The organism is Colwellia sp. MT41, from assembly GCF_001444365.1.
GTDB lineage: Bacteria > Pseudomonadota > Gammaproteobacteria > Enterobacterales > Alteromonadaceae > Colwellia > Colwellia marinimaniae.
This window is the reverse complement of sequence record NZ_CP013145.1, coordinates 4,326,097-4,337,945: the sequence shown is the minus strand read 5'-3', so window position 1 is coordinate 4,337,945 and position 11,849 is coordinate 4,326,097. Positions and strand designations below refer to the sequence as shown.

The 11,849-nt window shown below is 38.1% G+C and carries 13 protein-coding genes and 1 tRNA gene; 11 read left to right on the top strand and 3 right to left on the bottom strand.

Annotated elements, in window-relative coordinates:
* The first annotated feature begins 370 nt into the window (after positions 1 to 370).
* The 5 genes from rpmH to mnmE all read left to right on the top strand — a co-directional run bounded on the left by rpmH (position 371) and on the right by mnmE (position 4,492).
* Positions 371 to 505, top strand: coding sequence for a 50S ribosomal protein L34 (rpmH, locus tag CMT41_RS18380; RefSeq protein WP_057183533.1), 135 nt, complete (start codon positions 371 to 373; stop codon positions 503 to 505).
* A gap of 43 nt (positions 506 to 548) precedes the next feature.
* Positions 549 to 935, top strand: a complete 387-nt coding sequence (rnpA, locus tag CMT41_RS18375) for a ribonuclease P protein component (protein WP_057183532.1) — start codon at positions 549 to 551, stop codon at positions 933 to 935.
* Entirely contained in the window at positions 902 to 1,144 is a 243-nt protein-coding gene (yidD, locus tag CMT41_RS18370; RefSeq protein ID WP_057183530.1) for a membrane protein insertion efficiency factor YidD, read from the top strand. Before rnpA ends, yidD begins: the two co-directional genes overlap by 34 nt.
* A 127-nt stretch (positions 1,145 to 1,271) precedes the next feature.
* Entirely contained in the window at positions 1,272 to 2,903 is a 1,632-nt protein-coding gene (gene yidC, locus CMT41_RS18365) for a membrane protein insertase YidC (protein ID WP_057183528.1), read from the top strand.
* Between the two features lie 173 nt (positions 2,904 to 3,076).
* The gene (mnmE, locus tag CMT41_RS18360) at positions 3,077 to 4,492 is read left to right on the top strand and encodes a tRNA uridine-5-carboxymethylaminomethyl(34) synthesis GTPase MnmE (protein ID WP_057183526.1); all 1,416 of its coding nucleotides are present in this window, start codon (positions 3,077 to 3,079) and stop codon (positions 4,490 to 4,492) included.
* 118 nt (positions 4,493 to 4,610) lie between these two features.
* Here mnmE and CMT41_RS18355 read toward each other — a convergent pair whose 3' ends face one another.
* Positions 4,611 to 4,793, bottom strand: a complete 183-nt coding sequence (locus CMT41_RS18355; RefSeq protein ID WP_058028104.1) for a hypothetical protein — start codon at positions 4,791 to 4,793, stop codon at positions 4,611 to 4,613.
* A 166-nt stretch (positions 4,794 to 4,959) separates the two neighbouring features.
* Here CMT41_RS18355 and CMT41_RS18350 point away from each other — a divergent pair, with 166 nt between their 5' ends.
* The 6 genes from CMT41_RS18350 to CMT41_RS18325 all read left to right on the top strand — a co-directional run bounded on the left by CMT41_RS18350 (position 4,960) and on the right by CMT41_RS18325 (position 10,982).
* Complete coding sequence (locus CMT41_RS18350; RefSeq protein ID WP_058028103.1) at positions 4,960 to 5,451, top strand: flavodoxin domain-containing protein; 492 nt, start codon at positions 4,960 to 4,962, stop codon at positions 5,449 to 5,451.
* Positions 5,452 to 5,905: 454 nt separating this feature from the next.
* Positions 5,906 to 7,795 (top strand): tRNA uridine-5-carboxymethylaminomethyl(34) synthesis enzyme MnmG, encoded by a 1,890-nt coding sequence (gene mnmG / locus CMT41_RS18345; protein WP_058028102.1) that lies wholly within the window; start codon positions 5,906 to 5,908, stop codon positions 7,793 to 7,795.
* A gap of 58 nt (positions 7,796 to 7,853) precedes the next feature.
* Positions 7,854 to 8,483, top strand: a complete 630-nt coding sequence (rsmG, locus tag CMT41_RS18340) for a 16S rRNA (guanine(527)-N(7))-methyltransferase RsmG (RefSeq protein ID WP_058028101.1) — start codon at positions 7,854 to 7,856, stop codon at positions 8,481 to 8,483.
* A 28-nt stretch (positions 8,484 to 8,511) separates the two neighbouring features.
* Entirely contained in the window at positions 8,512 to 9,318 is an 807-nt protein-coding gene (locus tag CMT41_RS18335; protein WP_057183515.1) for a ParA family protein, read from the top strand.
* A 14-nt stretch (positions 9,319 to 9,332) separates the two neighbouring features.
* A complete protein-coding gene (locus tag CMT41_RS18330; protein ID WP_058028100.1) occupies positions 9,333 to 10,229 on the top strand; it encodes a ParB/RepB/Spo0J family partition protein in 897 nt (298 codons plus the stop codon).
* 573 nt (positions 10,230 to 10,802) lie between these two features.
* Positions 10,803 to 10,982: a hypothetical protein gene (locus tag CMT41_RS18325; RefSeq protein WP_057183513.1), complete on the top strand. Its 180-nt coding sequence runs from the start codon at positions 10,803 to 10,805 to the stop codon at positions 10,980 to 10,982.
* 133 nt (positions 10,983 to 11,115) lie between these two features.
* On the opposite strand, the gene CMT41_RS18320 is transcribed toward CMT41_RS18325, so the two are convergent.
* Both CMT41_RS18320 and CMT41_RS18315 read right to left on the bottom strand, forming a co-directional pair.
* Positions 11,116 to 11,301: a hypothetical protein gene (locus CMT41_RS18320; protein ID WP_058028099.1), complete on the bottom strand. Its 186-nt coding sequence runs from the start codon at positions 11,299 to 11,301 to the stop codon at positions 11,116 to 11,118.
* Between the two features lie 270 nt (positions 11,302 to 11,571).
* A tRNA-Arg gene (locus tag CMT41_RS18315) sits at positions 11,572 to 11,648 on the bottom strand.
* Positions 11,649 to 11,849 lie beyond the last annotated feature (201 nt).

The window sequence follows — 11,849 nt, the reverse complement described above, 5'->3', positions numbered from 1 at the left end:
ATATTGACTTTTAACTATTCTACATTTTTTTTGATTAACTAATGTTAAGTCTTTGTTAATAATAAAAATACTATAATATTTATCACAAAAATAACTCTACTTATTATTGATGATTTAAGCTTTAAACAAGCAATTTACCAAATTAGTTATCCAGATGGTCCAACAGCAATGTGGTAAAACTGTGAATATAGTTAGTGAACACCATAAAGATCACCATGATCCTAGGATAAATACCAAAGGATCATAGTAAAATAGCTAACATAAAAGATTGACAATTACCCTAATAAGATTTAATATTCCGCCTCTTTTTTTAGACCAGTGTGCTCAAAAGGCTGTTTTGCCAGGGCAACAACAACCGACGGATTACATAATGAAAAGAACATTTCAACCTAGCATACTAAAGCGTAAGCGTAACCACGGATTCCGTGCTCGTATGGCAACTAAAAGCGGCCGTGCTGTTATAGCTCGTCGCCGTGCCAAAGGCCGTAAAAGCCTTAGCGCATAATATCAAACCTTGTTTACAATTTTTGATATAAGGTAACCTAGCTATGGTTACTTACAAATTTAATCGGGAGTCACGTTTGTTGACTCCCGGTCATTTTCAAGCGGTTTTTTCTAAACCTATCCGTTTTGGCTCTCGCCACTTTACTTTATTAGTAACACAAAAACCTCATACTCTCGTCTCTGATAAACATAATTCAGTTGCCAAAAACCGTTTAGGCTTAGCTATAGCCAAAAAACGAGTTAAACTTGCTGTGCAACGCAACCGTATTAAAAGGCAAATAAGAGAAAGCTTCCGCTTAAACCAACATAATTTACCTGCTATCGATATAGTCGTTATGGTAAAGTCTGGTATTGATCAACTTGATAACAAGACAATAAATCAAGAATTAGAGAAAATATGGCGCAAAATAATTCAACGCCACAAAAACTAGTTATAACGGGTATTAAAGGCTATCAACGCTTTATTAGCCCATTACTAGGTTCTAATTGTCGATTTCAACCAAGCTGCTCTAGCTATGCAACCGAAGCAATTAATCGCTTTGGTGTCATAAAAGGTGGTTGGTTAGCAAGCAAACGTATATTAAGATGTCACCCTCTCAATGAAGGTGGTGACGATCCAGTGCCACAAAAAAAAGAATAAATAACCTACCTAGACTAAAAGAGTGTTGGTTATCAAGCAAACGTATATTAAAATGCCACGCACTTATCACATTTAAATTATGCTCGGGAAAATACTCCCCTGCCAACAAAGAAGAGAAGTAAATTTTATGGAATCCCAACGCAGTCTACTTTTTATTGCGCTTATGGTTGTTACCTACTTACTGTTTAGTCAATGGCAGCAGCAAAATGCACCTATTACGCAACAAACAAGTATTAGCCAAAATCAGTCTGGTGAAATTGCTAACGCTGACTTCGTGCCTGAATCATCAGATGCACAAATAAGCTCGGTAAAATCAAACGTGACTTCGGCAAAGTTAATAAACGTGACCACTGACACCTTCACCTTAAAAATTAATAGTCAAGGTGGTGATATCGTAGAAGTAAAATTACTTAACTTCGATACAGAGCAAGGCAATGGTATTCCCTTTACCATCATGCAAAATGGCAATCAAAAATATATTGCTCAAAGTGGTTTAACCGGTGCTAACGGTATTGACCGTATCATTAAAGGTCGCCCAATCTATTCCAGCGTGCAAAGCAATTATGAATTAATCAATGATAGCTTAATCATTGATTTAGTTTTTAACGATGTCAGTGGTATGACGGTCACTAAACGTTTTACCTTTAAGAAAAATAGCTACAGCATTAATGTTGAATACATAATAGATAACAACACAGCGAATAGCGTATCTGTACAAATGTATGGCCAACTTAAGCAGTCTACCTTGGTAGACACAGGCGGTGGTATGTTGCCAACTTATCGTGGTACTGCTTATTCAACCACAGAAGATCGTTACGAAAAATATGATTTTGATGATATACAAGATGCTAACTTAGCTAAAGTAACCGTTGGTGGTTGGGTTGCTATGCTTGAGCATTACTTCGTATCAGCTTGGATACCAAACGCTGAAGATAGTAACCAGCTATATACTAGCTACAGTAATAATTTTGAAGCGGTAATAGGTTTCAAAGCTCCCGCGATTATTATTGATGCTGGTCAACAAGGCACTACATCGGCAATTTTTTATGTCGGTCCTAAAGATCAATACGTACTAGACGAAATTTCTGACGGTTTAGGTTTAACGATTGATTACGGTTTCTTATGGATGATCAGTAAACCCTTATTCTGGTTACTGCTAACTATCCAAAGCTTTGTCACTAACTGGGGTGTGGCTATTATTATCATCACCTTAATTGTCAAAGGTGGTATGTACCCATTAACTAAAGTGCAATACACCTCAATGGCTAAAATGCGTGACTTAGCACCAAAAATAGCCCAGCTAAAAGAACGTTTTGGCGATGACAGACAAAAAATGTCACAAGCCACCATGGAAATGTATCGTAAAGAAAAAGTAAATCCTGCTGGCGGTTGTTTACCATTATTACTGCAAATGCCCATTTTCTTAGCGCTTTACTGGGTATTCTTAGAAAGTGTTGAATTACGTCATGCACCATTCTTCTTCTGGATTCAAGATTTATCGACAATGGACCCTTACTTTGTCTTACCCGTATTAATGGGTGCAAGTATGTATGTTATGCAAAGAATGCAACCTATGACCATTCAAGATCCAATGCAACAAAAAATCATGCAGTATATGCCCGTAGTATTCTCAATATTTATGGCTTGGTTCCCGTCAGGTTTAGTACTTTATTGGTTTATCAGTAACTTGATTTCAATTACCCAAATGAAGATTATATTTGCGGGTATTGCTAAGAAAAAAGCAGCACAAGCAGCTTAAAATCGGTCTTGAGTTAACAATAAAATGAATAAAGTAAAAGGCGATTACTGTTTAACAGTAATCGCCTTTTTTATTGTCGACATTAATGCCAACTATAGCCTCAGCAGAATTGGTATTAATTTATAAATACAGTAAAATACCAGCATTCAACCGTTAAAATTAATTACCTAGCCATGACATCAATTTCTCACACAACGACAATCGCCGCCCAAGCAACCGCACCAGGACGTGGTGGCGTCGGTATTATTAGAGTATCAGGCCCAGAAGCAACCAATGTTGCTCAAGCTATATTAGGTAAAATTCCTGAAGTAAGAAAAGCAGAATATCTGCCTTTTTTAGATAAGACCTTACCGGATAAAAATCAGGTATTAGATCAAGGTATAGCACTATTTTTTAAAGGGCCTAACTCATTTACTGGCGAAGATGTTATTGAGTTTCAAGGCCATGGCGGCCCGGTAATTTTAGATATGCTGCTGAAGACAATTCTTGCGCTACCGAAAGTAATAATGGCTAAACCAGGTGAATTTAGTGAACAAGCTTTTTTAAATGACAAACTCGATTTAACCCAAGCAGAAGCCATCGCTGATTTAATTAACTCTAGTTCAGAGCAAGCTGCTCGCTCTGCCATGCACTCTTTACAAGGCGACTTCTCAAAGCTGGTGCATGAAATGGTCGAAAGTATTATTCACCTACGCATGTATGTTGAAGCGGCCATAGACTTTCCTGAAGAAGAAATTGACTTTCTCGCTGATAAAAAAATAGTTACTGATTTAAAAACTATTATCAGTAAAGTAGAAGATGTACGTAAACAAGCACAGCAAGGCTGTATTATCCGTGAAGGAATGCGTGTCGTCATAGCTGGTCGCCCAAATGCCGGAAAATCCAGTTTATTAAATTCCTTAAGTGGTAAACAAACCGCCATAGTTACCGATATTGCCGGTACTACCCGTGATGTACTGGCCGAACAAATTCATATCGATGGCATGCCATTACATATTATTGATACCGCAGGATTACGCGATAGCGATGATGTGGTTGAAAAAATTGGCATTGAGCGTGCTTGGCAAGAAATAGAAAAAGCAGATCGGGTTTTATTAATGGTTGATGGCAGTGAAGATCACAGCGTGTTAACAGATGAGCAAGATATTAAAGATTACTACCCAGAATTTTTTGCCAAGCTACCAGCAAATATTGGCCTTACGCTGATCAGAAATAAAGCCGATGTAACTAATGCTAAAACCGGTTTTAGCGAGTTTACTGACACCGACGGCACACAACACACTATCATTACTTTATCAGCAAAAACAGGTGCAGGCGTTGACAGCCTAAAAGAGCACTTAAAAAGTATTATGGGTTATCAAAGTAGTACTGAAGGTGGATTTATGGCAAGAAGGCGGCATTTAGTGGCGCTAGAGAATACCCATCAGCATTTACTCATCGGATTAGAGCAACTTGAGTCTTACGTGGCAGGTGAGATATTGGCAGAAGAGTTACGTATTTGTCAGCAGGAATTGGATCAAATAACTGGCGAGTTCACCAGTGATGATCTGTTAGGTAAGATCTTCAGTTCTTTTTGTATTGGTAAGTAACAACCAAGAAAAACGCAGCATAGCTAAAATCTATGCTGCGTAAAATATTATTCCGCTACTATTAACCTAGCTCTAAAATCTTTTCATCGAACGCAGATAATCTCTTTTGATAACCATGTTAGCCGTTATATTGGCTACTAAATAACCCAGCAGCGCCAGTCGAACCTCCACTCTGAATACAAACAGCGATTTGGATATTTTTATTTATCTGCTCTGCACCAACAAAATAGCCAATAATTTTGTTGGTATTTTCAGCCTCAGCTGTTTTATATATCGGTTTATGCCCTTTAATGGCCAACATAACAATGTGCAACTTACAGTGCTGGTTATATTTTTATTGTTTAAAATACAACCATCATATAACAAAGTATGCAAAGTAATTGTTTATCCGAACTTAGCTTAAGTAATACAATAACTCCCCGCTTATTATCGTTATATAACTCCATTTTATTAAAAAGAGACCCTCTATGAGCTCAATTCAAATCATTGTTGGTAGTATGCTTGGTGGCACGGAATATGTTGCAGAAGCCTGTGAAGAAACCCTAACTGAACTTGATTTTAAGGTTGATATTCACTTAAAACCGGATCTTAATAACATCCTCAGTAATACTTTCCTGAGCAATAATGAACAAAAAAAGCACAGTGATATCCCTAAAAAACCTCTTTGGATCATTTGTACCTCAACACATGGTGCTGGAGACTACCCAGACAACATCAAGCAATTTGCCAGTGATCTATCTCATTGTGGACAAGATCTATCCACGGTTAGTTTTTTAACCATAGGGATCGGAGATTCTAGCTATGATACTTTCTGTAAAGCAGCTAAAGATATAACAAAACTCATGATTACAAAGGGTTGTAATGAAATAGCACCCTTGAAAACTTTGGATATGTCTGAAGATATTGATCCAGAAGAGCTTGCTCAGCAGTGGATCAGCTTAAATAAAGATCTACTTTAGATCTAGCACGATCAGTTACCCATAAGTTATTAACAGTTATTGATCTATATTTTTTACATTGTGGATAAAACAGTGAATAACCGGTTATTTTGCTATTATTATTCAGTGGATTAAATTGGGATTTAATCTGCCTGTGGATAAGTCGCTGTTTTGATCAAAGCTTATTAGCAGATTGATCAAGGCTTGATCACAAGGTTATCATTACTATTAGTCACTAATATTTATAAAGAAAAAGTACTTACCCACAGAAAATAAGGATCTTAATAAGTAATAGTAATAAGATCTTTATAAAGATCTCTTAATATATATTAGAGATCAGCCCAGATCTTTTTTACGCATTTGATCGTATCCCTGAGGAGAAAAAAGCGCTAAAATACGTTTCCTAATTTTAAGCATTGCAAATTTTGCACTGCCTTTTAAAATAAAAACTTTAACCAAGCAGGATTGTAAATTTATGTGGTATCAAGAGTCTTATGACGTAATTGTTGTTGGTGGTGGTCATGCGGGAACCGAGGCCTCACTTGCAGCAGCACGTATGGGCTGCAAAACGTTGTTGTTAACTCATAACATTGACACTCTAGGCCAAATGTCTTGTAATCCTGCCATTGGTGGCATTGGCAAGGGTCATCTTGTTAAAGAAATTGATGCACTTGGTGGCTTGATGGCAACGGCCATTGATCATAGTGCCATTCAATTTAGAACATTAAATTCAAGCAAGGGTCCAGCCGTAAGAGCGACTCGTGCCCAAGCGGATCGCGTATTATATCGATCTTACGTACGAAACGTCTTGGAAAACCAAGAAAACTTAACTATTTTCCAACAACCTTGTGATGACTTGATCCTTGAAAACGATCGCGTAGTTGGCATATCAACACAAATGGGCCTTAAATTTAAAGGCAAAACAGTGGTACTTACCGTTGGAACTTTCCTTGCAGGACAAATTCACATTGGTCTAAATAATTATCAAGGCGGCCGTGCAGGTGATCCTGCCAGTATCACTCTAGCCGAAAAAATGCGTGATATGCCTTTTAGAATGGGTCGTTTAAAAACAGGAACACCACCAAGGCTTGATGGAAGATCAATAGATTTTTCGGTAATGGAAGAGCAACCAGGAGATACACCGCGTCCGGTATTTTCTTTTATGGGCTCTCGTGCTGATCATCCAAAACAAATATCTTGTTATATCACTCACACCAATGAGAAAACCCATCAGATTATTCGAGATGGTTTAGATAGATCTCCCCTGTATACGGGGGTCATTGAAGGCGTAGGCCCAAGATACTGTCCATCTATTGAAGACAAGATCACTCGTTTTGCCGATAAAAATTCACATCAAATATTCGTTGAGCCTGAAGGCTTAACTACCAATGAAGTGTACCCTAATGGCATTTCAACCAGTTTACCTTTTGATGTACAAATTGATTTAGTACGTTCAATTAAAGGTTTTGAAAATGCTTTTATTACTCGTCCAGGCTATGCCATTGAGTATGACTACTTCGATCCTCGTGATTTAAAGCAGAGTTTAGAAAGTAAATTTGTGCAAAACTTATATTTTGCCGGTCAAATTAATGGTACTACCGGCTATGAAGAAGCTGCCGCGCAAGGGCTTATTGCCGCAACTAATGCTGCCAATAGAGTAAAAGAGCGCGATGAGTTTATTCTCGGTCGTGACCAAGCTTATGTCGGTGTGCTAATTGATGATTTAGCGACATTAGGAACTAAAGAACCGTATCGCATGTTTACTTCGCGTGCTGAATACCGTTTGTTATTGCGGGAAGATAACGCCGATATTCGTTTAACCGAACTAGGTCGTAAAGTTGGCTTAGTTGATGATGCTCGCTGGCAACGATTTAATGAAAAAATGGAAAATATTGAACTCGAGCGTCAGCGGTTACGCTCAACCTGGATTCAAAAGGATCATCACAATATTGAGCAGATTAATGCCTTGCTAAAATCGCCTTTGAGTAAAGAAGCCAGTTTAGAAGATTTGATCCGTCGCCCAGAAGTAAAATATGATGATCTGATGAAAATTGAAGGTTTAGGGCCAGCAGCGGCTGATAAAGAGGCTTCTCAACAGATTGAAATTCAAACCAAATACGCTGGCTATATTGATCGACAGCTAGATGAAATAGCCAAGAAAAAGCGTAATGAAAATACTTTGATCCCAATGGATCTTAATTATCAGCAAATTTCAGGGCTCTCGAATGAAGTTGTCGCTAAGCTAAAAGATGCTCGTCCGGAAACTATTGGTAAAGCTTCACGAATTTCTGGTATTACTCCGGCGGCAATTTCGTTATTATTAGTCTACTTAAAAAAACACGGTCTTTTACGCAAATTAGGCTAAAAGCAATAGCTAGGGGCGAGCTGCTAACTTAACAAGTTAGCAGCTGGTCTAAATAAAAATGACTTTAACACAAGAATTAACGACACTGATCAGTAAAACCCAGCTTGTCGTATCTCAGCAGCAAATCGATTTACTTATTCAATACGTTGAACTACTCAACAAATGGAATAAAACCTATAACCTTACTTCAGTTCGGGATCCTAGTGATATGTTAATTAAACATATTATGGATAGTTTAATGGTAGGTGAAGTACTTATTGGTAAAAATTTTATTGATGTAGGTACGGGTCCTGGTTTACCCGGTATACCACTGGCTATTTTATATCCAGAAAGAAATTTTGTCCTATTAGACAGTTTAGGTAAGCGGATTACCTTCCTTAGACAAGCGATTTTTAAATTAAAACTCACTAATGTTACGCCAGTGAAGGCAAGAGTTGAAGACTATCAAGGCGAGCAACCTTTTGATGGTGTGCTAAGTCGCGCATTTTCTTCCCTTAATGATATGGTAAGCTGGTGTCAGCATTTAATCACCACTGAGCAAGGACGATTTTTTGCACTGAAAGGGCAATACCCTCAGAGTGAAATTTCACAATTACCTGAAAATATTATTTTAGTAGACAGTCATAAAATTATCGTACCTGGCTTGGTTGGTGAACGTCACGTTCTGGTTTTGAAGAAGTTGCACTAGAAGCAAAAAAAATACAATAGAGGCGCTTGTGGGAAAAATAATAGCAATTGCAAACCAAAAAGGTGGTGTGGGTAAAACTACAACCGCGGTTAATTTGGCGGCCTCGTTGGCGGCAACAAAACGCAAAGTTTTATTAATTGATTTAGATCCGCAAGGCAATGCCACCATGGCCAGTGGTGTTGATAAATACAATGTTCATGCCACCTGTTATGAATTACTGGTGGAAGAACAGAGCGTTGAACAAGTGGTCATTAAAGAAACCTCAGGTCTTTATCATCTAATTTCAGCCAATGCCGATGTTACCGCAGCAGAAATCAAGTTGATGGAAGTATACGCCCGTGAACAGCGTTTAAAAAACGCCTTAGCGCCAGTAAAAGACTTCTATGACTTTATTATTATCGATTGCCCACCATCACTCAATATGTTGACCGTTAATGCCATGACGGCAGCTGATTCTGTTTTAGTGCCAATGCAATGTGAATACTATGCGTTAGAAGGCTTAACAGCACTTATGGATACCATCACTAAGTTAACGTCAGTGGTGAATGATAAACTACATATTGAAGGCATACTTCGTACTATGTATGACCCTCGTAATCGCTTAGCTAATGATGTATCTGAGCAACTAAAACGACATTTTGGTGATAAGGTTTATCGTACTGTCATCCCTCGAAATGTTCGTTTAGCTGAAGCACCAAGTTTTGGTACACCAGTCATGTATTATGATAAATCATCAACTGGCGCTAAAGCCTATTTAGCCCTTGCTGGTGAAGTGTTACGTAAAAATAATACCGCGAAAAAAGCCCAGAAAGCTACCGCCAGTGTCGCCAATTAGCGCAAAGGAAAATTATGAGTACAGCAAAACGTAAAGGCGTTAGTCGCTTAGGTCGCGGACTTGATGCCTTATTATCACCAATGATTCCACCAACTCCAATGGATAGCGCGCAAGAAAGTACTACGGAAATAACTCGCGATAAAGAGTTTCAAAAAATTGCTATCGCTTCGCTTGTTCCGGGTAAATATCAACCGCGCCGTGATATGTCGGATACTGCCCTAGAAGAATTATCATTATCCATTCAAGCGCAAGGTATTATTCAGCCCATTGTGGTGCGTTTAGTGGCAGGTGATCAGTATGAAATTATTGCCGGTGAACGTCGCTGGCGCGCGGCAAAATTAGCAAAACTTGATGTTATTCCTTGTATTATTAAAAATGTACCGGATGAATCAGCCGTAGCTATCTCCTTAATTGAGAATATTCAGCGTGAAGATCTTAATGCCATGGAAGAAGCGATCGCATTAGAGCGTTTATTAACGGAATTCGATTTAACCCACCAAGAAGTCGCCATAGCCATTGGCAAGTCACGCACCACAGTGAGTAACTTATTGCGTTTAAATAACTTAAATCCAGAAGTAAAAACTTTTTTAGAAAATGGTGATATTGAGATGGGCCATGCCCGTGCTTTATTAGCACTAGATGGTGAAGCACAAACGTCAGCGGCACAAACCGTGGCAACTAAAGAGTTAACGGTAAGAGAAACTGAGAGCCTAATTAACAATATTCAAAATCCGCTTGCGGCAAAAGAAAAAGTTGAAAAAGCCAGTGAAACCGTAGCAATGGAACAAGGTTTAGCAGACAAGCTTGGCGCTAAAGTTGCGATTAGCCACAATAAAAAAGGTAAAGGTAAGCTGGTTATTTCTTACGCTAATTTAGAAAAGCTTACCGAGATATTAGCAAAAATTAACTAATATTTTATCGATAAACTTACCAAAATTAGAAACCAGCTTAGTGCTGGTTTTTTTATCTAGTAATATATATTTAGTAAACCCGATGAATGCCAAGTTATAAAGGTTTTACTGAAACCCTGCCCTTGTCGCGGTTACTGTCTATAAGGCTCATTATTGACATTTTGCTATTGGCTTAGCTTCTGCAATTTACATTTTGCAGTAAAGGCAGATATTATTGTGATGATCGAGTACCACTATAATGGTGAAGCAGTAAACACAGAGGATTACTTCCAACTTGCTACTCAAGTACCCTCTCAGAACGCTGGCGGGTATATATCCATGTTACTTCATCCCACGCTAACTTTTATGTATTCACCTTTGCTTTCTGTCATAGGTAGCGTTTTTATAATATCAGTGATAGTTCGATATTTTTGGAGGCTATCCCTTAAGTGTTTATGCCAGTTTAAGCTGTTATTTTTAGGAAGTTTAGCTAATAAAGGCATATAAAAAACCAACAAATATCTGTGGTAGCTTTTGATTTGCAGCATTATTTGACGTAAGGTGTCGGTACTTCTGAATTTCAAGGATGAAACTATGCAAGAACTACCGCCGTTAACCCTAGTTAAAACCTGGCTTGATGTTGTCCAACAACTCGATATTCCCATCACTATTCGCGATAAACGCAGCAAATTACTTAGCTATTATTTTGGCTCTATTGCCCAAGCACAAAGTTATGTCGAAGAAAATAATGATTATTACCACAGAGTGTCCTAGCTACACAGCTATCATAACTGCTACTTGTTTAAAGGAAGCCCAAATAAAGGTATGAGTTTTGTGCATAAATTTAAGCTTTTTTCAGGGGATATTTCGGATAGTGTGTCATTTTTTTCTTGTAGAAAAATAGGCTTTAACTAGGTCGGTTATTAGCTTTTATGCGGCTAGCATCAGTGTTTTTTATTTGCTCTGGTTGGTGGTTTTTACCAAAATGGTGAAGTATTTTGTTTATTGCGCGGTCGCGCGCCTCGGGTAATTTGGGGTCGTCAGTGCTTGCTAGTTCTAACCAAGCCTTAACTAAGGGAATAGGTAATTTCATTTGTGGCGTTCCTTGCTGTGTTGATAAGCCAAGTGTAGTAGTAAATCGAAAATATAAGACGATGTTTTATAGTCATCATATAAGTATGAAGCCTAGGCACAGTAACTAGCGGGGATATTATTTTTTCCATAGTAACACCAGCATTAAAAATATTACTTGAATTCATGACTGCCTGAGTCAGCGTTACTAGGAAGTTACTACAAAGGTTGGTTTTAATAAATAGCTACTGATAACTAAGTAGGGTGTTATTGATGGGGATAACAGTGTAAATGGTCCACCCGACAGGAGTCGAACCTGTGACCTCGCCCTCCGGAGGGGCGCGCTCTATCCAGCTGAGCTACGGGTGGTTTTTTAGGCAATGTCTTAAGATTAATATTACCTTAAGGAATGCGCGGCAAATACTATAATTTATCAATATAATTGTCTAGTTAAGTTATCGAAAATATCACATTAGTTACTCGCTATATTTGTGTTGAGCTCTTATCTTAAGCATATTTATCAAATTTATGTACTTTCGTGAAAAAACTGCCTAATGTTATGAATACCCT

Excerpts from the sequence above, each read along its gene's own strand:
- CMT41_RS18355 (WP_058028104.1), bottom strand. The coding sequence starts at position 4,793 with ATGTTGGCCATTAAAGGGCATAAACCGATATATAAAACAGCTGAGGCT.
- CMT41_RS18325 (WP_057183513.1), top strand. The coding sequence starts at position 10,803 with ATGCAAGAACTACCGCCGTTAACCCTAGTTAAAACCTGGCTTGATGTT.
- rpmH (WP_057183533.1), top strand. The coding sequence starts at position 371 with ATGAAAAGAACATTTCAACCTAGCATACTAAAGCGTAAGCGTAACCAC.
- mnmG (WP_058028102.1), top strand. The coding sequence starts at position 5,906 with ATGTGGTATCAAGAGTCTTATGACGTAATTGTTGTTGGTGGTGGTCAT.
- CMT41_RS18330 (WP_058028100.1), top strand. The coding sequence starts at position 9,333 with ATGAGTACAGCAAAACGTAAAGGCGTTAGTCGCTTAGGTCGCGGACTT.
- yidD (WP_057183530.1), top strand. The coding sequence starts at position 902 with ATGGCGCAAAATAATTCAACGCCACAAAAACTAGTTATAACGGGTATT.
- rsmG (WP_058028101.1), top strand. The coding sequence starts at position 7,854 with ATGACTTTAACACAAGAATTAACGACACTGATCAGTAAAACCCAGCTT.
- yidC (WP_057183528.1), top strand. The coding sequence starts at position 1,272 with ATGGAATCCCAACGCAGTCTACTTTTTATTGCGCTTATGGTTGTTACC.
- CMT41_RS18320 (WP_058028099.1), bottom strand. The coding sequence starts at position 11,301 with ATGAAATTACCTATTCCCTTAGTTAAGGCTTGGTTAGAACTAGCAAGC.
- CMT41_RS18350 (WP_058028103.1), top strand. The coding sequence starts at position 4,960 with ATGAGCTCAATTCAAATCATTGTTGGTAGTATGCTTGGTGGCACGGAA.
- mnmE (WP_057183526.1), top strand. The coding sequence starts at position 3,077 with ATGACATCAATTTCTCACACAACGACAATCGCCGCCCAAGCAACCGCA.
- rnpA (WP_057183532.1), top strand. The coding sequence starts at position 549 with ATGGTTACTTACAAATTTAATCGGGAGTCACGTTTGTTGACTCCCGGT.